This is a genomic window from Streptomyces sp. NPDC030995, assembly GCF_055571215.1.
Genome location: NZ_JBVIFS010000006.1, coordinates 269,731 through 291,889, shown reverse-complemented (window position 1 = coordinate 291,889; position 22,159 = coordinate 269,731). Strand labels below are relative to the sequence as shown.

General features: G+C 67.7%; 11 protein-coding genes and 1 pseudogene. 8 read left to right on the top strand and 4 right to left on the bottom strand.

The genetic code is table 11. The annotated features are described in order from the left end of the window. Window positions 1–32: 32 nt before the first annotated feature. Window positions 33–3,599, bottom strand: coding sequence for a protein kinase domain-containing protein (locus tag ACZ45T_RS13335; RefSeq protein ID WP_468440568.1), 3,567 nt, complete (start codon window positions 3,597–3,599; stop codon window positions 33–35). 1,552 nt (window positions 3,600–5,151) lie between these two features. Here ACZ45T_RS13335 and ACZ45T_RS13330 point away from each other — a divergent pair. The 8 genes and pseudogenes from ACZ45T_RS13330 to ACZ45T_RS13295 all read left to right on the top strand — a co-directional run bounded on the left by ACZ45T_RS13330 (window position 5,152) and on the right by ACZ45T_RS13295 (window position 16,817). Beyond that, the gene (locus ACZ45T_RS13330; protein ID WP_468440566.1) at window positions 5,152–6,597 is read left to right on the top strand and encodes an oxygenase MpaB family protein; all 1,446 of its coding nucleotides are present in this window, start codon (window positions 5,152–5,154) and stop codon (window positions 6,595–6,597) included. A 136-nt stretch (window positions 6,598–6,733) separates the two neighbouring features. After that, window positions 6,734–7,324: a hypothetical protein gene (locus ACZ45T_RS13325; RefSeq protein ID WP_468440564.1), complete on the top strand. Its 591-nt coding sequence runs from the start codon at window positions 6,734–6,736 to the stop codon at window positions 7,322–7,324. A gap of 1,366 nt (window positions 7,325–8,690) precedes the next feature. Further along, window positions 8,691–10,019 carry a hypothetical protein gene (locus ACZ45T_RS13320; RefSeq protein WP_468440562.1) on the top strand — a complete coding sequence of 443 codons (1,329 nt, stop codon included), beginning with the start codon at window positions 8,691–8,693 and terminating at the stop codon, window positions 10,017–10,019. Continuing rightward, complete coding sequence (locus ACZ45T_RS13315; RefSeq protein WP_468440560.1) at window positions 9,986–11,515, top strand: hypothetical protein; 1,530 nt, start codon at window positions 9,986–9,988, stop codon at window positions 11,513–11,515. The genes ACZ45T_RS13320 and ACZ45T_RS13315 overlap by 34 nt, the downstream gene beginning before the upstream one ends. Further along, window positions 11,515–12,909 carry a CHAT domain-containing protein gene (locus tag ACZ45T_RS13310; protein ID WP_468440558.1) on the top strand — a complete coding sequence of 465 codons (1,395 nt, stop codon included), beginning with the start codon at window positions 11,515–11,517 and terminating at the stop codon, window positions 12,907–12,909. Before ACZ45T_RS13315 ends, ACZ45T_RS13310 begins: the two co-directional genes overlap by 1 nt. Beyond that, window positions 12,860–14,275: a hypothetical protein gene (locus tag ACZ45T_RS13305; RefSeq protein WP_468440556.1), complete on the top strand. Its 1,416-nt coding sequence runs from the start codon at window positions 12,860–12,862 to the stop codon at window positions 14,273–14,275. The genes ACZ45T_RS13310 and ACZ45T_RS13305 overlap by 50 nt, the downstream gene beginning before the upstream one ends. Next, window positions 14,254–14,667: pseudogene (locus tag ACZ45T_RS13300) on the top strand (TMEM165/GDT1 family protein); the annotation flags it as partial. The gene ACZ45T_RS13305 and the pseudogene ACZ45T_RS13300, both read left to right, overlap by 22 nt. Window positions 14,668–15,929: 1,262 nt before the next feature. After that, entirely contained in the window at window positions 15,930–16,817 is an 888-nt protein-coding gene (locus tag ACZ45T_RS13295; protein ID WP_468440673.1) for a DUF5655 domain-containing protein, read from the top strand. A gap of 400 nt (window positions 16,818–17,217) precedes the next feature. On the opposite strand, the gene ACZ45T_RS13290 is transcribed toward ACZ45T_RS13295, so the two are convergent. Genes ACZ45T_RS13290 through ACZ45T_RS13280 form a run of 3 tightly spaced genes read right to left on the bottom strand, consistent with a single transcriptional unit; the run spans window position 17,218 to window position 21,997 of the window. Next, entirely contained in the window at window positions 17,218–19,293 is a 2,076-nt protein-coding gene (locus ACZ45T_RS13290) for a hypothetical protein (protein ID WP_468440554.1), read from the bottom strand. A 30-nt stretch (window positions 19,294–19,323) separates the two neighbouring features. Next, a complete protein-coding gene (locus tag ACZ45T_RS13285; RefSeq protein ID WP_468440552.1) occupies window positions 19,324–21,297 on the bottom strand; it encodes a tropomyosin in 1,974 nt (657 codons plus the stop codon). Continuing rightward, a complete protein-coding gene (locus tag ACZ45T_RS13280; RefSeq protein ID WP_468440550.1) occupies window positions 21,290–21,997 on the bottom strand; it encodes a hypothetical protein in 708 nt (235 codons plus the stop codon). Before ACZ45T_RS13280 ends, ACZ45T_RS13285 begins: the two co-directional genes overlap by 8 nt. Between the last annotated feature and the right edge of the window lie 162 nt (window positions 21,998–22,159).

The following is a 22,159-nucleotide window of genomic DNA, read 5'->3' as shown; positions in this document are numbered from 1 at the left end:
ATTCGAGCATTGTAGGCATCGTCTCCCCAGGGTCAGCACGTCTTGCGGTAGGGGACGTCGGGGATGTGGGTCTTCCATTGCTCCTCGGTGAGGGCGCCCGACTTGGCGCAGAGGTCCCGGACCAACTGCGCGGGGGCGATGGTGTGGGTGTAGAACCTGCCGCGCTTGTCCACGCTGGTCAGGGCCGAGCCGTCGGGGGTGAATGCGAGCGCGACGATCTCGTCCACGGGCCCCGTGAGGGGGACGCCGAGTTGGGACCGGGTGCGGCTGTCCCACACCTTGATCTGGTAGCCGGGGGCTTCCTCATGCACGGTGGCGAACAGCCGGCCGTCGGGCGAGGCGGCGGTGGCCCTCTCCGGATTGGAGAGGGGAGGGGACACCGGGCCCGTACGCAGGTCCTCGCCCGCTGGCTGGAGCTTCCGGGTGTCCCAGAGGCGTACGTAGGGGCGGTAGCCGCGGGGGTGGGTGTAGAGCGTCGAGCCGTTGTCGCTGATGGAGTCCACCTCCATGCTCGGAGCGCCCTTGGCGAGGACCTCGCCGGAGGGGAACGCGACCCTGCCGAAGTGGGGTGAGGCCACCACGGACTTGCCGTCGGGGTGGAAGAAGACGGCCCCCGAGCCGCCCGGGGGACCGAGGTTGGCACGTATCTCACGGATGAGGCGCATGGTGGTCAGGTCCCAGAACGAGAGAGTGTTGGTCTCATCCTTCAGGATGACCTGCACGGCGAGCGCGGTGCCGTCCGGCGAGAAGGCGTACTCGATCGTGGCCCTGTCACGCCGGTCCGGCTCGATGACGGGCAGACTGCCGAGCATCGAGGCCTTCTCCTTGGCCGTGTCCCAGATCTCGACCTTCGTGTCGCGGAGGGCGGCGAGCCGCTGCCCGTCGCTGCTGATCTGGACGTTCACCAGGTCATGCTTGCTGTCGGGGTCCGACGTCACGGTGGAACGCTTGGTTCGCGACAGGGGCGACCAGAGCTCGGCTCCGGAGCTTTCGAGGAGCGCAACGGTGCGCCGGTCGGAGCTCACCGCCCCCTCCTGGTAGTGCTGTCCCGTCCCCGCGTCGGGCTTGGTGAACGGACTGACGTTCAGCGACCGGACGACGCCGTCCGTTCCGACGCACCGGAGTGTGGAGTCGTCGGGAGTGAAACGCAGCGCCGTCAGCGGGTAGCACTCGCTCTGGGTGGTCTCGTGGTGCAGGACGGGCCCCTGGACGAAGATGTTCTCCCTGTCCCAGACGGCGGCGTTCTGTACGAGGTACCGGCTGTCGTGGCTGAAGTAGAGGGGGTAGTCCGTGCTCTCTTCGGCGCCGCTGAGTGTGGTGCCGCTCTGTCCCTCGACGCGGCCGAACAGCCTGATCTTGCCTTCCTTGACCCTCGCTGCCGCGGACTTGCCGTCCGGGCTGAACACCACGGGCCCCTGGGTTTCGCCCGCCTTGGGCCCGGTGCCGGGGAACGGCAGCTCCTTCAGGGTGCGCGGGTCGTACCACGTGTACGGAAGGCCCTTGTCCCCGCCAGGTATTGAGAGCACCGCTTCGTCCGGGGAGAAGGAGGAATCCATCAGGAGGAAGACGGGTCCGCTCGCGCTCGTCGAGAACTTCTTGCCCCCGGTGTGGGTGTCCCAGGCGGTCAGGGTGGACTTCAGGTTCTCGTCGAGGGTTTCCACCATGAGGTAGCTGCCCAGCGGGCTGATCGCCGTCGCCGGCCAGTAGCCGCTGGCCTGCTTGGCGGTGGGATAGGCGTGCGCGTCGCGAAGACGTGCGGTGGAGACGTCGAGCAGGCGGGTGTACCCATCGTCCGTGCTCACGGTTGCCGTCTTGCCGTCATCGGACATGTCGACCTTGTGGACCCGGGCCGGAGCGGTGTAGGTACCGCTCTTCACGCGGGTCTGGACGTTCCAGAACTCCACGCGGGTGTCCGCGGCCGTCACAAGGGCCTGCCCGGTGCCGTCCAGATCGGACTCCGTCGCCACGAAGCCCGGCAGCCTGAGCGCGTCGTCCTCTCGTTGGTTCCGCAGAGCCATCAGCGCCGACCACGACTCCGGGGTGTCGGCGAGGCCCGCCGCGGCGACCGCCAGCCGCCGGGCCAGCTCGGGATCGGTACGGCGAACGGCCTGGGCGGCGCCGGCCACCTGGGCGGAAGTGGCGCGGTCGCGCTGGCCGATGACGGTCTGCCGCTGGTCGAACGCCACGGCGCCGGCACCAACGGCTACGACCAGCAGGACGGCCAGGACCGCGCTGAGCAGCACACGCTGCCGGCCACGGCGCAGAGCCAGAGCGGACCCAGCGTCCAGGAACTCGCGTTCGGTGCGGTTCAGCGCGAGCAGGCGACGACCGGTCGCCGCCCAGTCCCTGGCGTGCTCCAGAGCCGTACCCTGCAATAGGTCGCCGTTCTTCCGGCCGTGATCGTCCCAGACGCGGGACGCTCCGGACAACCGTTGGTGGACGGCCAGACCGGGGCGCTCGGCCTCCACCCAGTCGCGCAGCCGGGGCCAGGCCCGGATCAGGGCGGCGGTCGCCAGCGTGACGGCCCCCTCCTCCCAGACCAGCAGCCCGGCTTCGGCGAAGGAGTGCAGGACCTGGTCCAGCACCTCCTCCGAGGTCTGGCCGTCGGAGAACTCCGCCCGGCGCGCCGAGCGGAGAGTGTCCTCGGCCCGTTCACCCGGGGCAACCAGGCGCAGCAGTACCCGAGAGACGGCCTCCTGCGCCCTGCTGCCCAGGGCTTCGAAGACCGCCTCCGCCAGGTCGGAACGGGAGGGATCGGCAGGTTCGAGCGGGCCTCCGGGAACGGCCACCTCCACGACGGCGGCGAGGTCCGCGCGGCCGACGAGGGACAGCAGCAACTGCTCCGAAGTCGGCCGGTCCGCAGGTTCCTTGGACAGCGCCGCCGACACCAGCGAGCGGAGCGGTTCCTCCAGCGCCGAGGTGTCGGGTTGGTGCGTGGCGACCTGATACGTCAGCTCTGCCGCATTCTCGCCGTCGAAGGCGTGGCGGCCCGTCGAGGCGAAGAGCACGAGGGCGCCCCAGCCCCACACGTCGACCTTGCTGTCGCCGTGCTCGCCCCGGTAGCGCTCGGGCGGCATGTAGCGCAGGGTGCCCATGGGCAGGCCGGCGGTGGCGGTCCCCTCGACGATCCGGGCGATCCCGAAGTCGATCACGCGAGGGCCGTCGGGCCCGAGGAGGATGTTCTCAGGCTTGAGATCCCGGTGCACCACTCCGGCCCGGTGGATGGCCACCAGTGCCGTGGCGACGCCGATCGCCAGGCGGCGCAGCTCCTCCGGGCCGTAGGGTTCGCCGGAGGTGACCGCCCGCCGCAGATCCGGGCCGGCCACGTACTCGCTGACGACGAACGGGACGGGCCCGTCGAGGTCGTCGTGAAGCATGCGGGTCGTGCAGAAGGGCGCCACCCGGCGCCAGGCCTGGACCTCCTTGCGGAGCATGTCCCGGTCTCTGTCGCTCACCCGGTGCAGGGCTTTGACGGCCACCCGCTCGCCGTCCGCGCCGTAGCCCTCGTACACCACGCCCTGACCGCCCGCGCCGAGGCGGCCGTCGAGGTAGTAGGTGCCCAACTGCCGTGGGTCGCCGGGAAGTAACGGTGCTGACAAGACGGAGCCTCCTGGAGTGCCGAACGTGCCGAACGATGCCTTGCGGACAACAGGCCGGTTCCGCCCGGCTGTTCATTTCGAGGCGAGCACGGCAGGAATGTCAAGGCCGGCGGGGTCAGCGGGACTCCTGGAGGCGTGTGTGCCCCTCTGGTAGGCCGTTCCCTGCGCCCTGCGGAAAGCCACCGTGTGCGGTCGACGGGCCTCCGCAGCCTTGAGTTTCCGGCGAAACCAGAGGCGCGATTCTACGAGGTCCGGGTGTAGACACCGGGCCGACACCACGGCACCCTGACGCGTCCTGGGCCGGGCTCATGGCTGCGGCCCTGGACCCGGATACGGACAGGGCTGCGGCGGCAGCAGGTGAGGCTGCCGGGTCAATGGGTCAACGGGTCACACGCCCTGCGGAGCCGGCCTCCCGGGCCTCCTCAAGAGGATCAGCCTCGACCGGAGGGGGAGCCGTAATCACGGCTGGCGGTATCGCCGCGCCTGAGGCCGCGCGTTCGGCCGCCTCTGCCCGCAGCCGACTCCACTCTTCGTCAAACCCCACCCGTAACTCCCCACACCCCGTTGTCACGCGCCTATCGCCGCGTGACACATCCCCTCAAACGTTGATCGAATGTACTTTTGCATGCGGTGAGGGAGCCGACCAACTTTGCCGGTCTTCCGTCAGGGACGGGCCCGACACGTGCAGCCTGGGGGTTTGTCCGTTCGGGGGAAGGAGCCTTGGCCGGTCGCCGTGCAGGCCCCGTCGCGCGGCGCCATGGAGCGGGACCGGGGCCGCGATCACCGGTCCAGATTGCGAGGTCCGGCAGGCAGCCGAAGTTGGTGTGGAGGCCGACCTCAGTCGCGGGCCAGCGCCGTGCCTCGGTGGTGGGTTGCCGGGTGGAGAAGGTGGCCAGGATCTGCTGGTAGCCGGGGTGGTCCGGAGACCGTTCTGGCCCATGTATGGCCCGGATCTTCTCCATGAAGTGGGTTACCGGAGAGAAGTGACTCTGGAATCGACCGGTTTCGATTGCTTTCCCGAGAGCGGAGGACGGTGCCCGACGGGGCGTTTCTGCAGGTCAGGCGCGTGCTCAACTTCTCAGAACAAGCCGATCTTCTTGGGGGAATAACTTACTAATAAGTTCTTCGAGTGCTGGTGGTACACATGCCACACCGCTCCTGACCAGGCAAAATGAAGGTATCGACCTTCGGTGGCGCGGTGTTGGCCCGCAATTGGCCCGGATCTTGGTCTGCTTGGAGAGCGGATGTGGGTACGCGAGGCCATGCCTCACGGGAGGGCAGAGCCCGGTCCTCCTCGCTGCCGGGCGGTCTACACCGTGGGCCCGGTATGAAGCGATGACGCACCTCCGAGGTCGGCCATCATGCCGCCACCAGACGCCGTGATTCATGTGCACGCCGATACGCGGCCCTGAGGCGTGCCTCGGATGGGTGAATTCGGGAACCTGACCGCTCCCGGATTCCTGTAGGGCCGTTGGGCTGGGCGGATAGCCGGATGATCGCTCTTCGGTCGTCCCTTGTTCATTCCTGTGCACGTGCTTGAGGAGACGTCCCCTTGGCTACCGCTGATCTTCCTGGTCCTGATTCGCTGCTGCGCCGCACGCTGGGGGAGTGGCGGATCGGGTTGGTGGCGTGGCGGCTGCTGGTTCTGCAGACCGCGGATCCGGCGGTCGCCGCCGGCATGACCAGCTTCTCCACCTACCGCGCGCACCCGTGGCGGCGCATCGAGCACACCATGGACAGCGGGAAGCGGCTGTTCTTCTCCGACCGTGAAGGGCTGCGCCGTGAGGTGGCCCGGCTGGAGCGCGCGCACCGGCGTCTGGCTGGGACCGACGAGCAGGGCAGGCCGTTCACGGCGTTGGACCCGGCGGTGCGGGTGTGGGTGCTGGTCACCTTGTACGAGTGCATGACGACGATGCGGGAACTGTCCGGACGCCCGCTGGCTCCGTCTGAACTGGACCAGATGTACGGAGAATTCCGCGCGGTGTGTGCCGAGTTCGGCCTGCCCGCCGACCTGTTCCCGGCCACGGCCGCGGACGTGCCCGCGTATGTGGACCGCACGATCCGCGAGCGCCTCGAATACGGCGAACCCGTGCGCTACCTGCTCTTCGACATGCTCCGTGAAGCACCCGCACCCCGCCGCCTCGGCCACCTGAAGCCGGCCTGGCCGCTTGTGCGCACGGTGGCCGCCCACGCGATCGGTGCGCTGACCATCGCGGACCTGCCGGAAGCCTTCCGCGAGCGCTTCAACCTGTCCCGCACCCGCCGCGCGGCCCTGCTGTCCTTCATCCTGCACCGCGGTATGCGGGTGCTGATGAACACGCTGCCCGAGCACCGCCGCTACCGCACCCCACTGGCCGGCATCCCCTCGACTCCGCAGCCTCCCACCGCCTCCACCGACCATCCTTCCCCGCCGGAGGCAAGCCCCGTCCGGCTCCCCGCACCACGCCGCCGCAAGGGTGCCGATGCCCGCCCGGCGCGTCTGCGGACCTTCTTCCGTCAGGTCCTGGACCAGACCGGCGACGGCCGCATCGGCTCGGCCGATCTGCAGGCCATGGCGCACAACGTGTGCTGGCCGCTCGAACTCGCCCCTGAACGCGAAGCTCCCGTCTATGCCGCCTTCGAGACCTGGTGGCAGCACCTGCGGACCGGCATGGACGCTGATGATGACGGACAGGTGACGTGCGAGGAGTTCGTCACCGCCATGCTCTCCGGGATCGACGCTGGGCCGGCCTATCTCGAGCAGGGTCTGCATGTCGCGGTGCGGGCGATCTTCCACGCAGCGGACACCGACGGCAGCGGACACCTGTGCGCCGATGAGTACCGCACGGTCTTCGGCGGCTCCCGGGTCCACCCCGCCGAACTCAACCACGGCTTCCGCCAGCTCGACCACGATGGAGACGGCCGCATCACTGAAGACGAATTCGTCCAGGCCTTCACCGACTACTTCACCGCCCGCACCGACAACACGGCCGGCAGCCAACTCCTCGGACGCCCATAGCAGCCGATCCGGGCGAAGCGCCGGGGCGGGGCTTGACGGAAACCCCAAAACCCCGGGTCAGAGCCTTCCTGTGGAAGCTGCCGAAAACGCTCCGCTCCCATTCTCGGAACGCTCGGGGCATCGTTGCAGCTCAGTCGTGCTGGAGCTGCTGGGCAACGACGTGCTCCACCTGAACCTCGCCAGCCACCATGTTCTGGTGGCGCTGCTGGTCGCGACCCTGGGAGCCGTGTTGTTCGGCGGCGTTCTGGGAGCCCTGCAGTGGCTGGTCGTCCGGGAGCGAGTGCCTGTGCCCCGCAGGGCGTGGATCACTGCGAATGTCGGCCCGGCGCTGCTGGCCTGGCTGCTGGTGATCATGCCCGCCGTGACCGATGCCCAGACCTCGAACGAGGCCGTGTCCACTGCCTACTTGCTGGCCGCCAGCCAGAGCCTGGCGCTGGGACCCCTGCTCGGCCTGTCGCAGTCACTGGTGCTTCGCAAGTTCACCAGACGCTGGGCCTGGTGGATCGGAGCCAACCTCGCCTCCTGGCTCATCGTCGATGCCGTGATCTATCTGCTGTCACGGCTCACCGGTGATTTCGACGTGCTCAGCGGTGACGGGTCACTCGCCGAGGTCTACCTGACTCTGATCGCCACCACGCCCCTGACCGGCCGAGCACTGCTCTGGGTACTGGCACCGCGGGCCCTGGCCCCGGACGCCGCCGGCCCCAAAGCAGCCGGGGCAACCTGACGACGGCTGCGCACGCGGACGAATGATCGAAGGTGGCCATGAACGTACTGATCGCCGCACTGTGGGAGCGGGAGGAGCCGTCTCCCTCGTTTTCGGCGCCTGGGTGCGGCAGTCCACCGCAGGCCGCCCAGGCGCCACGTCGGACTGGCCGTGGGTTTCCGGCCGCGCATCACCGTACGCACCGAGCAGACTGCCGCGGCACCGCAACGCCACCGTAGGGCCTTGATCAGATCAGAACCATCCCTGCCGGGCTTGGCAGTCGGCGTATTCGAGTTCGCGTCCCCCGGACGGCGCGGCCATCCTCCGCACGCGGTCTGATCCCTGGCGTTCAGAGGACCTCAGCCGCGGGCCAACGTCGTGCGTCGGTGTTGGGTTGTCGGGTGGTGTAGCGGCCAGGGTCTGCTGGTAGCCGGGGTGGCACGGAGGTCGCCCTGGCCCATGTGTGGCCCGGATCTTGTCTTTCAGGTGGGTTATCGGAGAGAAGTGACTCTGGAATCGATCGGTTTCGATTGCTTCCCCGAGATCAGAGTACGGTGCCCGACGGGGTGTTTGTGCAGGTCGGGCACCGTGCTCAACTTTTTAGAAGAAGCCGATCTTCTTCGGGGAATAACTTACTAATAAGTTCTTCGAGTGCTGGTGGTACAGGGATCGCACCGCTGCTGACCAGCAGGAATGGCTCTTCCTGGAGCTCCCCGGAGCGGACTGGTCCGGGAATGGCCCGGATCTTGGTTCATCCTCACGAGGTGGGCGAGGCAGGCTGTCAGGCCGCTCGACCGAGTCGCGGTACCGGTCATCGCGGTGAGCTCGATGGAACCTGTATCGCGGGGTCTACGTCCTATCCTTGGCCGGTGCTGCGGTGCGGGGAGGTCGTGGGATGCGGGTACGGACGGGAATGGTCGTGATGGTGCTGCTGCTTGCGGCTCGGGCGCCGTCCCCGGTTTCGGAAACCGGGGATCGTGCGCTACATATCGCGCAGGCCAGGACATGACGCGCCGGCGGCTGCCGGTGGCGGGGATCGCCCTGGCGCCGTGAGAGCTTGTCCGTTGCTACGGGGCCGACGTGACGATCCACAGGCAGTCGTTCGGCCGTGGGGATCTATCCGTACGTTGGCGGGGCGACCCGCATCCTCGTCCCGAACCCCACCGAGGGCTGGCGGGAACCGGTGGTGGACGTGGACGCCCAACGGTGCTGCACTACCGCGACCGCGCTGTCTACGAGACAGGCACCCCCGACCGGGACTTCGCCATCGGATTGGGATAGTCCGGGGGAGGTGGCTCCTGGTAGCGCTTGTGCTACCCATGGGTCGGGTGCAGCATGGAATCAAGATCGCTGCAACGGGGTGCAGCCAGGCGTGCAGGAGTCCGCCATGGCCGGTCCCTTCCAAACCCTTCCGATCAGCGACGGCAGGTCGGTCGATCTGTACCTGCTCCGCTACGACAAGCAGGGAAGGTTGCGTAGTCCCGTCGCGGAGGCCGAAGTCAAAGGCAGGCTCGGCGACGTGACGGACATCTACTTCTTCGCCCACGGCTGGAACAACGTCTTCGCCCAGGCCCTCGCCCGCTATCGGAACTTCGCCACCGGGTACATCGAACAGCGGGCCAAGTTCCGCATCCCCGACCCCGGACCCAGGCCCTACCGGCCGCTGCTGGTCGGTGCCCTTTGGCCGTCCACCAGCCTGGTCGCACCCTGGGAGGCGGGCCCCGACATCGCGGCCGCCCCCGATCCTGACGGGCCCCGCGCTCGGGAGCAGGAGGAGCTCCTCGAGCTGGCCACCGCCTCACTGAGTGCGGACGACGACAGCGCCTTCATCGAGGCCGTGGACGGCCGATCGACCGTGGACCCGGCGACGGCGAGGGAGCTGGCCGCCATCACGCTGAGGGCCCTCGATGCTGAGACAGCCCCGTCCGACGGGCCGGCACCCCCGGACGTGGATGAGCTGCTCGACATCTGGACGGAACTCGACGGCGGCCCCCCGCCTGCCGCCGACAACTCCTCCTTCGGGAGGGTGCGCAGCAGGGGCACGCGGAGCGCGCCCGCCGCTGCGGCGCTCGGCTTCAGCACGCGCAGCGTACTGCGCTTTGCCTCGGTGTGGCAGATGAGTGCGCGCTCTGGCCTGGTCGGCGTGCACGGCGTAGCACCGCTCCTGGAACACATCCTGCACAGTGATCCCCCCGTACGCCTCCACTTGATCGGCCACTCCTTCGGGGCGCGCCTCGTGCTGTCGGCCCTCGCCACAGCCGCCCCCGGGCCGCGGGCACACTCGATGCTCTTGCTCCAGCCCGCCGTAAACCGGTGGTGTCTCGCGCCGCATGTCGAGGGGAACGGGCAGCCGGGCGGCTACCACTCGGTTCTGACGAAGGTGAACCGGCCGATCTTGACCACCTTCTCCTCGCACGACGGCCCGCTCACGAGCATCTTCCACCTCGTGATGCGTGGGCGGCAGTTGGGCAACCAGCCCGCGGTCGCCGCGATCGGCAACACGTACCTGTATGGAGCGCTCGGCGGCTATGGCCCCGCCGGGCTGGACGGGCAATCGGCCGAGTGCAACGCAGCGGTACCCGGTCAGGAGCGCTACCCGCTGAAATGCGGGGCGCAGGTGATTGCCATCGACGGCAAGGTTGCCATCTCCGGACACGGAGAGATCAGCAACCCCTTCACCTGGTGGGCGTTGCACGACCTCACCCGGACCGACTGACGACACGGCACGAGAAAAGCCAGGGGCCAGACATGAACGGCGATCCCATCCACTGGTGGCAAGTGGCCGTGCTCCGGGTCGGGCTCGAACTCGCGGACTCCCTGCCCGAGGTCGTGGCCAAGCTGGTCCGCTACCCGAACGGACATGAGAGTGTCTATGGTCGACCACTCCGGCTCCCGATCACCGAGTACGGCCTGAGCGCGACCCTAAGTCCCCCGACCGGGGCCGTCGTGCCGGCCAAACTGCTCGACTCCGTGGCCGAGTTCGTGAGTACGCATCGCGGGAGCGCCCCGGGTCTGTGGCTGCGACTCGTTCCCCCGTACGGCGCGCTGGGCGTGGTTCCCTGGGAGCGCGAGCTGGTTCCCCGGACGGGCTGCCCGGTGATCCGGGTACCGGACCTCCTGCCCGTGGCCGCCGATCCGGGGCGGGTGTGGAGCGTGGCCATCGTGGTGAATGTCATGCCGCACCGTCAGGCGCCGGAGACCCACTGGGCGCCCCACTATGTGGCCTCGTTCATCGGGTCGCTGCGGGACGCGATTGGATCGGCGGTGCACGCGCGCATCTTCGCGGACGGAGTCACCCACCGGGGCTTGCGTGAGTTGCTACCTAAATACGAGATCCCATCGGATCTTTACCGGCTCGAGAATTTCGCCCGGGCACGGCGGGACCTTCCGGCGGGCGAAGCCGCACAGTTCGCGGACCTGGACGGAGTTCCTTCGCCGTTCCTGTGGGGTGATTGGATCGCCAACGGCCTCGCCGGAAGTGCCGTACGGGCGCTGCATGTGGTCGCCCCTGCCGCGTACGACGGCGATCGGCCGGTGCTGACGATGTGCCCGGACCCCCGCGAGCCCGTCGACCCCGACGACTGCGCCTACGTGAGCGCCGACGACATACGGCAGCTGGCCAACAGGGTCGGCGCGTCGACGCTGTGCCTCGGCTCTCCTCGGGACAACCCCTGTGATGCCGCCACGCGGATGCTTGCCGATGCACTCGGGCGACACCGGGCCGGCCCGACGTTCTACAGCGATCTCGAGAAGGATCCGCGCGGTGCGGCACTGGCGCAGGCGCACGCCTTTGTCTACGACCCGGCTCGACACGAGCAGATCCCTCAGGACCCCTCGCTCTTCAGCCACCTCCAGCCCCCTTACGTAGTGGACCTGCTTGCCGAGCCATGGCCGGACCCCGAGGAACCTGATCGGCACTGGCTCACCGGGCGCGCTTCCACGGACGACTCCGATACCAGTCGGGACCTGCTGCCAGGGGTGTTCGCCGCAGTGACCCAGGAGAAAGTCGGGGCCCGCTACGCCTCGGCCGTCGATGTGCCGGCGTGGGTGGCCGTTACCGAGCGCTTCCTGGAGACGAAGGCCGCGCAACTGCTGGAGGCGGCCGCCGTGCCGGGCGAGACCCCGCCCATGAAACAGGCCTACGACCGTGGCGCCGCCCGGGCTCTGACCGAATTGCGCCAGCTCACCACGTACCGGGCCGAGGAGGCCTGATGCGTACCGTGGTTGCCTTCGAGCAGCAGGGGAAGCGCACCCTGGTGAAGTTGGCGGCCTGCCCGATCATGATCTCGGGGGCCGACAACCTCCGGTTCATGGATCTGCCCGAAGCCCCCGGCAATCGCTCGGTCACTCTCGAGGAGTACGGAGACAAGCTGCACACGTTGCTCGCACGGCACCAGGCGGTGAACAAGGGTCTTGAATACCTTTTCGCCCAACTGGCCGACGCGGCCCCTAGCCCGCTCTATTTCCACGTGATCGCCACCCCTGCCGACGTGGTGCCGTGGGAGCAGCTCCACGTCGCGGGGCACGGATTCTGCGCCCTTCTGTCCCGATCGCCTATCGGGCGAATCGCACGGATCATGCAGAGGGTGGAGCCCGTCGGGTTTCTGCCGCCGCTGCGCATCGTCGCGGTGCTCTCCGCAGCCGGGCGGGACGGCCGGGCGCAGCTGGACGGCCTGCTACAGGCCGCCACCACCCCGGCAGCGAGGGCGGTCGGCGTCCATCTGCATGTCATCAGCGGACAGCGAAACCTCCTGGAGGCTGCATGGGTCGCCGAAGCAGAGCAGGCCCGACTCCGGGTCGCCGGGTCGGCCAACTGGCCGGCGATCACCGTCCAGGAGCTGCCGCGTACGCAACCGGAGCTCTCGGCCTGCATCACGCGTGCCAAACCGCACATCCTACACCTGCTCGGCCACGGTGCAGTAGGGGGCAATATGCGGACCCTCTCCTTCGCGACGGTTCAGGACGATCGCGCAGAACTGGCCGGGGAACCGGTGGGTGCGGGTTCCCTGGTGCTCCCGTTGGAGGGCCTCGCGGGCATCCTGAAGCCGTGCGCTACGTGGTTGGTGGTCCTGGGCGGTTGTCGGACGGCCGATGCCGCGCAGGCGCCGGCGCTGGCCCACGAACTGGTCTCACTTGGTATTCCGGCGGCGGTGGGGATGCGTCGGATGCTGGACCTCGACGTCGCCGATGAGTTCTGCCGGGTGTTCTACCCGGAGGTGGTGTCCGTCGTCCGGGCCGCAGTCCAGGCCGGTGGCCATGCCGAGATCGACTGGGCGGCAGCCCTGACGGCACCGCGCCAGGCGCTCGCCGGGTTCCTTCCCGGGCAGGCCGAAATTTGGATCGACCCCGTGCTCTACGTCCAGCACAACCCGTTCTACGTCCTTTCCGGTTCCACCACCCTTTCCGCAGGCCTCCTAGCCGAACTCCGCGGATACCTGGACTTCTGGGTTGACTACCTGGCCGTCCTCGACACGTCGACCACCGACACCCACGTGATCGCCTACGCCCAGACCCGAATCGAGGAGATCCGGGCGCGCATCGCCAGGGAGCAGCCCCATGAACATTCCCATGCCGACCGCGATCCGGATCAACGCCTGGACGGGTAAGGGGGAGGCCCACGCGCAACTGGCCGCAAATGCCCACAGATGGGGTGGGGGGAGGCGCGGCCTGACCCGCGCCGTGAAGCCTCTTGGATTCGAACCCGAGGCCGCGCCGACGGACTGGCAGGACCCCGACGTCGGATACGGTGTCCTGCTCCTTGACGACGAGACCTCCCGGTTTACCGATGCAGAGAAGGCGGTCGGAGCAGACGCTCCCGACCCCGTACAGCAGCTGCTGGCCGCAAGGCAGGGGAGCGTGGTGCTGCGCTGGAGCCCTACCGCCCTTCTGGGCGATGAACACCTCCGCCGCTACTACGCGGACGGCGCCGCCTCCAACGACCCGGCCATCGGGCTCTCCCCGTTCGGGGTGGCCAACGGCTGCCTGCCGAAGTACGTGGCCATCATCGGCGGCCCAGAAACCATCCCGTGGTCCGTGCAGTACGCGCTGGGGATGCGGCACGCCGTAGGTCGGATCCCCCTCGAGGGCCAGGCACTGGCCCGCTACATTAAGGCCCTGATCAGGGACTGGGCGAATGCGGAGGCGAGGCCCGACCGAGCCCTGGTGTGGGCCACCGATCACGGTGCAACGGACATGACACACCTGATGCGGACGGTGATCACTCAGCCGTTGGCGACGGCGCTCAGCCCGCCTCAGTTCCTCGGCCTCCAGGAGATCGCGGGTGCCGATGCCACGGGCAGCGCCCTGTCCAATGCGCTGACGGACACCCGCCCGGGCCTGGTGGTCACCTCCAGCCACGGGCTCACCGAGCCGTTCGACAACGCCGATGCCCTGCGGGACACCCTGGGCCTCCCGGTCGACCAGAACCATGTGCCGGTGACGGTGGAGCGGCTGACCGCGGACCTCCCGGGCGGGTGCATCTGGTTCGCCCAGGCCTGCTGCTCCGCGGGCGGCGCGGGTACCAGCTTCTACGCGACTCTTCTGGAGTCCGGATGGTCGGCCACCGCCGTGGTCGAAGCGGTGGCGCGGCTCGGCCCGACAGTAGCTCCGGCGGCCCGGGAGGCGCTGGGCCGGGAGGACCCTGTCCGGGCGGTACTGGGCCATGTGGAGCCCACCTTCAGCTGGACGCTGGAGGTCGCCTCAACAGGTCAAGTCCTCGGCGAGCGGATCGTCACAGCCCTGACTCAGCGGCTGTACACCGGTGTCCCGTTGGCGTACGCGTTCGCGGACTATCGGGCGGACGTGGGCCAGCTGTACAACAACTGGTTCCGTCTGGCCAATCGCGCTTCCGGCCGTGAAGACGATATCGCCGACGAGATGACCCGCCTACGCCTCGCTTCGATCGACCGCCAGAGCCTGGTCCTGCTGGGCGACCCTACGGTCAACCTGCCGCGGGCGGGGCGGGCAGCCTGATCGGGCTCCTGCCCGATTGGATCGTCAAGTCCGTCTCCGCCGAACTCTTCGCTTTTGGCGCGTTCATGCTGCTGCGTGGCGCAGGGTTATGACGGGGAGGACGAGGCCGGGGGCAAGGCCGTGACCGGTTTCAGGCCCATGTACTCCACGGCGTTCATGGCTGTGTTCATCAATGTATGGGGCGACCTCACCCAGATCACCACCGCCAACCTTGCTGCCAGCAACGGCACGTGCTCCACCGCGATCGGCTCCGCCGCCGTGTCCGCCCTTGCCCTGCTGGTCGGCCGGTTCATCGCCAAGCGGGCCCCCTCAACACCGTCCAGGGCATCGGCTGTCTGTGCATGCTCGCGCCCGCGATCTGGTCTGTCGTCGAGATCTTCGCAGTGCCTTGATCGGATCAGACATTCCTGCCTGGCTTGGCAGTCGGCGTACTCGCGTTCACATCCCGGACGGCGCGGCCATCTTCCCCCACGCGGTCTGGCCCCCGGCTTGCAGGGCGATCTCAGTCGCGGGGCCAACGTCGCGCGTCGGTGGTGGGTTGCCGCGTGGTGAAGCGGCCAGGATCTGCTGGTAGACGGGGTGCTCCGGAGACCGTTCTGGCCCATGCATGGCCCGGATCTTCTCCATGAAGTGGGATATAGGAGAGAAGTAACTCTGGATTTGACCGGTTTCGATCGCTTCCCCGAGGCCTGAGGACGGTGCCCGACGGGGGTGTTTGTACAGGTCAGGCACCGTGCTCAACTTCTTAGAAGAAGCCGATCGTCTTTGGGGAATAGCTTACTAATAAGTTCTTCGAGTGCTGGTGGTACACCCGCTACACCGCTCCTGACCAGGCAAAATAGAGGGATCCGTCGTCGATGGTGCGGTGCTGGCCCGTAACTGGCCCGGATCTTGGTCCACCCAGTGGCGCAACCACTACTGTTTCGCTGCGGCCTCGAGTGGAAGCCGGAGGGGGAACTGCGCGTCATTGTCACCTCATGTTGGACCCCACGAGCGTCACTGGGTGGCACTGGGCGTCAGCTTCGACGGAGCCCCCATGCGCCGGATGCCTCGACTTGTTCCCGATGACCCACCACGTGGAGTGCGTCGCGATCCTTGAACCGGTGCGGGAAGGCATCTGACCTGCGGTTTTATTGGTGCGCATTATGTGCACTGTGGGCGTTATGGGCGATATCTTGACGCTGAAATGACGCTCGTTCTGAAGGAGCGTCAGGCGGGTCGAGGGGCAGTTCGCCGGTCTCGGTCCACCTCGCCCGAGGGCGCCGGTAGGCGGTTGAGTGTTGTCGTTCAACCTCGTCTGCTGGGCTGGGCCGTCTGGTTGACAGCAGGCCCCGTCCGCGCGCTGAAATCTGGCCTTTGGCTTGTGAAGGGCCCCGGGAGGCTTGCCTGGTCGGGTGCCGTCCCTCCCCTGAGTCGCGAAGGTGGAGTGGGCGCCTACCAGGCGCCTGCTCTGCCCAGTGGGCGACGGGGATCGAAACAGCTCGTAGCGCAATCTCTGCCCGATCGTTCCAAGCAGGCGCCACGGGTGCGGCCGTGGAGGCATCCGGCTGTTGGGCGGCTGCCACTCTTACCGGACCTTCACAACCCCGACGGCTCCGCCGGAAACAATTTGGGCTCGCTCACCGTTGAGGCCTGCGGAGCACGAGCTATGGGGGTGTCGGGGCTGAGGCTGTTCGACGTGGCCGGGGGGAGCGCGGTGGAGATCGCTGCCCGCCCGGCAGAGGTGGAGCGTCACCTGCAGGACGTGGTCGAGGCGAACATGGAAGCCATGCTGGGGGTCCGGTTCCTGGCCAGCGAGTACAGCACCGGACCGGTTCATCGCGGCCGGATCGACTCGCTTGGCCTGGACGAAAACGGCTCGCCGGTCGTGGTCGAGTACAAGCGGGGCCGCGATGCCGGCGTCATTAACCAGGGGCTGTTCTACCTGGCGTGGCTGACCGACCACCGGGCTGAGTTCCAGCAGCTGGTTCGCGAGCGGCTCGGGGCGGACGTCGCTTCCCAGGTGCTGTGGAGCAGCCCGAGGCTGATCTGCGTCGCGGAAGACTACTCCCGGTACGACCTCCACGCCGTGCGCGAGATCCGACGCACCATCGACCTCGTCCGCTACAGCTACTTCGGCACAGGGCTTCTCGCCCTCGAACCGGTGGCCAAAGCGACGGCCGGGGCTCAGGAGCGTAGTGAGCGACGGCGTCAGCAGCCGATCGTGTCAGCCAGCATGCGTGAGGACCCCACAGCAGGGCTACGGAGCGCGCTCGACGAGCTGCTGCAGGGGCTGGGAGACGATGTGAGCAGCGTCGACCGCAAGCAGTACCGCGCATACCGGCGGCTGCGGAACTTCGCGTGCGTCAGTCATGCCCACCAGCAGGAGGTCGTGGTCACGCTGCGCCTTAACCCCAAAGACCTCGGCCTCGTCGAGGGATTCACCCGAGACGTCAGCCAGATCGGGCACCACGGCACTGGCGATGTCGAGGTCCGTCTTCGTACGGAGGGCGATCTTGGTCGCGCTGAGCCGTTGTTCCGGATGAGCTACGAGGCTGCCTGAGAGCGCGGACGACCATGTCCGGTCGACGGTCGCGGTCTGAGGATGTACTGGTGCTTGAAGTCGTAGGTGTCCTCCTTGCGTCGTGATGGTCAGGAAGGGTGGCGGTGTCCTTCCATGATGCCGAGAATCCGTGATTTCCGAATTCCTGCACGGAGTGATACCCGCGGAGGAGGCGCCAACCCAGGACCGCGTCTTCAACCGCCGATCAAGTCGGCCTTACCCCCGGGCCGCATACGGCCGCGTCGGGCGGCCGGAGAGAACTGACCTCGACCCTGAGGCACCAATGGGCCGGCCCCCGAGGAATCAGCCATGACACTCCGGGTGCCGGCTCGGGGGCGCGCGGTTCAACGAAGCCGCGACACCTCCGCGTCAGAGGACCGGGTCGACGGTGACCTCGGTGTCAGCGTGAGTAGGTGGACGGCCTGACGCGGTTGCCGGTGACGATGCCAGCGAGGACGAGCCGGTCGGTGGAGGCGCCTCGCGGCCGGTGCGTCGCCAACCAGGCCACTTCGTCGACGCGCAGGGTGCCGCCGCTAGCTGTCTTGGGAGTGAGGTCGAGGACGAGGAGCTGGCCGAAGGGGACGTTGGTATTGGTGTACTCGGCTTCTTGAGTGAGGTACTTCCCCTCGATGTGAGGGCGGCTGTTGTCATCGGGATCCTGCTTCATCTCTGTCAGGTAGCGCAGAGATGAGAACTGGACCAAGACGTCGGCACGGCCCATGCCGGCGTTGTTCGTCTCTACCTGCACAATGCCGTGCAACGGGCCTGTTAGCAGCCAATGGTGGAAGTCGCGCTGCAGGTCCGCCTCGTTGGCCTTACGGTGCCCCTTTTCGGGTTTGCGACGGTAGTCGAAGGGCGGGTCGTCCTTAGTGCCGGCGCCGATGAGGTGGGTCCGTTCCAAATCGGTGCGGCTCTTGAGGAACAGCAAGGTTTGGGTGACCAGAGCGGTGAAGGTCTGCCGGACAGTCCCGGTGAAAGCTTCATGTTCCGACAGTTGGGCCAGGAAACGGTCGAGGAGGGGAACGATGACTGGGTCTGTGGCTTGCAGCCGGGCGACATCGCTGTCGTAGGCGATGCCTTCGACGGCGGCGAGAGCGGTGTCGTCGAGGTCTTCAGCAAGTTGTAGCGCGCGAGCGAGAGAAAGTTTGCGGAGCACGGTCGGTGCGATGCGATCGAGTCGTTCTCTTCCTGCAGCGGCGTCAGGGTCCTCGCCGTCGGAGTCATCTCGGTCGCCACTGGCCGACTCGTGGGATTCCCTAGCATCGATCCGGGCGAGGATGGCGGACGCGGCGGCGGCGTCGAATACCGGGCCAGGGAAGTTCTCGGGGTGTGCTGCGGCGTGCCGTAGCGCGCTGAGAAATGCTTCCTTGCGGAGGAAGCCATCGGCGACGGCCGGCTCGACTAGCGCGGCCAGCCCCGGGGCCTCCTGGCGGATGCCGAGCGGCTGGATGGTGCGGGCGGCTCTGTAGGCGGCGAGCACGGCCTCGACAGCCCGCCAGGAGTCCATCCATACGTCGGCCGCAAACTGCTCGGCAGCGGCCCGCAGCTGGATTAGCAGCTGCGACCAGGCGACCTCGGCGGCCTGGCGCGGCTGGAGCCACGCGGGCTGGTGGGTGCCGTGCAGCCAGGCTCGGCGGCGTTCCAAAGCCTGCTCGATCCGGTCGGCAGCCGATGCAACCTGCTCGGCGTTGTGCGCGGTGAAGCCCAGGATTGAGTCGCAGACGGCCAGGTATGCGACGGCATCATCACGGGCTTCCTCTGCGGCCTCGGCTGCCGCGAAGAGCGACCGTGCTTCGCCGACGAGTCGGCTTACGTCGGCCAGGTCGGTCGAGGACAGCGCAGTGCGCAGACGATCACAGCCGAGCTCGAACATCGCGTCGACATCAGCGGACTCGTCGACGGACAGGCGCTGGAGCAGCTCCCGCACAGCGGTTGAGACGCGGGATTCCTGCTGCGACCAGCAGTCCAGGGCTACCCCCAGGACGCGGGGGAGACGCTCAAGGAAGTCTTCCGGCCCGTCGGCCGGCAATTCCTCGAGGATGTCCCATACCCGGTAGGGCTTGACTGCGTCGGAGACGGCGAGCCGAACAGCACACTCCAGACGGGCGGCGGCGAGAAGAGGGACGTCTTCTACCTGCTCGGTGAGCCCGTCCAGGAGAGCTCCGTTCAAAGGCTTGGCAAGCGCCTTGGTGGTGGCAGCACTTCCCAGGAGCGTCTCCAGCGAGGAAGTGAGGGCCAGGACGCTGCTTTGCTGGGCGAACCCCTTGGGAAATGCGGATGCGGCCTGGTTCCAAGCCGCATCCGCTGCGTCGTAGGCGTGAACGATCGCCTCGGCCAGGAGGGGAGCGAGCGGCCCGGCTGCAACTTCCGGCACTTGGTCGCGCACGTCGTCCACGGGCAGCCCGATGTCCTGGAACGTGATCGCTTGCCCTCCGGTGGTGGCGAGGTCGCTGAGGCGGTCGGCGAGCTGCGTCATGTCCCCTCTCCTTCCACCTTCATATTCGTATCACCAGAGGGGCTTGCCGACTGCCGCCTCGATGATGCCGTCGGGCGGCAGAACATCGTGAACCAAGCCGAAGTCGGCCGTCGTGACGAGCACCTGCAACTGGTTCGCCGACGCCACGGCGTTCAGTTCTTCCAGTAGGAGGTGGAAGTCGACGTCCTGGATCTCCTCCGCCTTGGGGCTGTCGATCAGCAGCAGGCCCGGGTGTGTAGACACCTGGTGTACAGCGCCCACACGTAGGAGCGCCACGATAACGGCGATCCGGAGTCTCAGCCTTTCACCGGCGACCTGGTCGGTGAAGCTGCGCTCATGCCCGCCGTCCGAGATCACCTTGAGGTGCGCTGCACGGTCGATGCTGACCGACTCCAGCGCGGCGAACCCGAACTTGCGTCCGAGGTCAGAGATCGCGGTGTTGAGGTCCGCGAACAGCTTGTCCGCTTCCTTCGCGTGGTCGTCCTCCAGAGTTTTCACGCCGGCACGCAGTACCTTGATCGCCAATTCCTCGGCTGGATCACCGGGAGCGGCCGGCAGCGCAGGCAGCACGCTAAGGGCACCTTCCAGACGGAACACGTCTTCCCGAGCTTGGGCGTACTCCGGTACCCGCGCGGCCGCATCCGCCCGCCGCAGCTTCTCCTGTGCCATGTGCAAGTCATGCGACAGCTGCTCGAGCTCACCTTCTACCTGCTCCAAGGCATCTTTCGCCAACCGCTCGGCCTGCGAGCTGAGCTGGACACGCTCCTCGGCCTCGGCCAGGACATCCTCGGGCGCCTCGTCATCGCCCTCGACGGGCCGTGCGCACACAGCGCAATTGTGTGCCTCGCGCTCCAGTCGGCGGCGGTCCGCGGCGATGTCCTGATCGCAACGCGGGCACGTTGTGGGGTCAAGTCCGTGGAACAGCCGACGTGCGATCGCGCTTTCGCGGACGTCATTCAGCAGTTTCTCGTCGCGCTGCCGCTGGATCTTGGCCTGCCGGTGCACCTGCATCAGGTCATCCCACGACTGCTGCCCGTCCGCCACCACCGTCGCCAGACGCATGGTGGCCGCGGCCAGGTCAGCCAACGACTCCTGGTCGAAACCAGCTACGCCACCTTTAACCTGCGCCAGACGGGCCCGGGCTGCCGCCAGATCGTCCTCGGTCTGGCGTCGCTGCGCCGAACGCTCCTCCTGGGCCGTTGTCGCCGCGCTCTGGCGACGCTTACGCGCGGTGGCCATAAGCTCCGCCTGGGTTTTGACCTTGGTCAGCACGCCAGCGGCCGGCAGGTCCAGGAACACCTGCAAGAGGCGGCCCGGCAAGCCGCCCATCACTACGTCTCCGAGCAGCGCGGCTGAGCGCGCTGCAGGCAGATACAAGGCTCCGAAGTACGCGGGCCACCCGTGCGCGACCGCGGAGGTCCCCTGCTTGCTACTGACCAGAGGATGCAGGTCCATCCACGTCATCATCAGCGCCTGCACCTGCTCGGCATAGCTCTCCGAGCTCGCAGCGCGAAACAATGGCAGCACTCCCTGTGCTGGGTCTGGGGAGCGGTGGGCCGCCAGCACGGCCGGATCGGGTCCACTCAGGGCGACTGCCGAGGTGACCTCCTCGTTGTCCAGGTTGAGTCGGAAGGCCATGGCCTGGCCCGCAACGGTGGCGTCGAGGTCCACCTCATGCAGCCAGTGAATGGCGCCGCTCTTCTCTCGCGGAGTGCCCCTCAAGCACCACGTCACCAGCTCCAGCACACTGGACTTACCGCGCAAGTTCGACGCCACCAGGGCCGTCAGCCCCTCGCCGAACCTGAACGTGGTATCGAACGGGCCAGGTTCAAGGGTTCCGGTCCGTAGCCCTGCCACACGCAGCCGGTGAATCCGCAGGGGGCGCGGTCGCGCGGGAGGCGCGCCCAGCGGAATCCCCTGAGACTCGAACACTGCTCGCACCTCATCGACCGTCACCCGCGCGCGCGTGGCGATCCGAGCCTCCAGCGCAGTCTCGTCAGCCACGCTCTCCCGCCCCCCTGTCTCCTGCCTGCCCTCGCAGCTTCTCCAGCCGGGCGCGTGCTCGCACGCTCACCGAACCGATCCGATCACCGCGTGCGGCTTCGGCATACTCGCGGTGCAGGTACTGTTGTTTCTTCAGCTGGCTACCACCACGGCCGTCGGCTAGATCCAGCACTAGCCCCACCCGGTCCACGTAGTACTGGAAAGCGGGGGCCTGCTGAAGTACCTCACGCACGACCCTTCGCCCGGCCTCCAGCAGAAAGTAGTCGTGCTGGCGCACACGGCTGACGGTCCCGCGTCGGCGACGAGCTACCAGACCAGCACTCCGCAGCACAGCGAGGGCGTCGTCCAAGGGCTCGTAGGCCCCGAAATGATGCCGCAGCATGGGGTAGCGCCGCACCTCTGGTTCCTCCGAATCCAGAATCAGGCCGGCCAGCTCCAGCAGGCGAGCCTCGTTGCTCGCCTCGTACTTCGTCAGAAGCTCATCAGCGAGGTAGTCAGGGTTACGGAGCCAGAAGTCCAGTTTCTGTAGACGTACTTGAGTGCGGACAACCCCCACGGCAGTTGCCAGCCCGGGGTTGGCTCGTTCGGCATCGGACACAGGCTCGCATGCCCCATCGAGAAGCAAGAGGAGCGGCGTGGCATCCTGCTCTCGACTCGTCACCCGCTCAGCGGCCTCTGGATTGGGCGGTGCTTGATCCACTCTCCCAAGGTATCGCCTTGTGTGCGCGCTTGTACCCTCCGCGTACGAAAACCCTTCAAGCTGCCCGCGGCTTGCGGCGCCTCAGGTGCGGACACCGTGGTAGCGGGCCCGGTCGAGTCCGAGGCCGGCCAGAGCCTGGAGCTTGTCGGTGGTGAGCTTGGC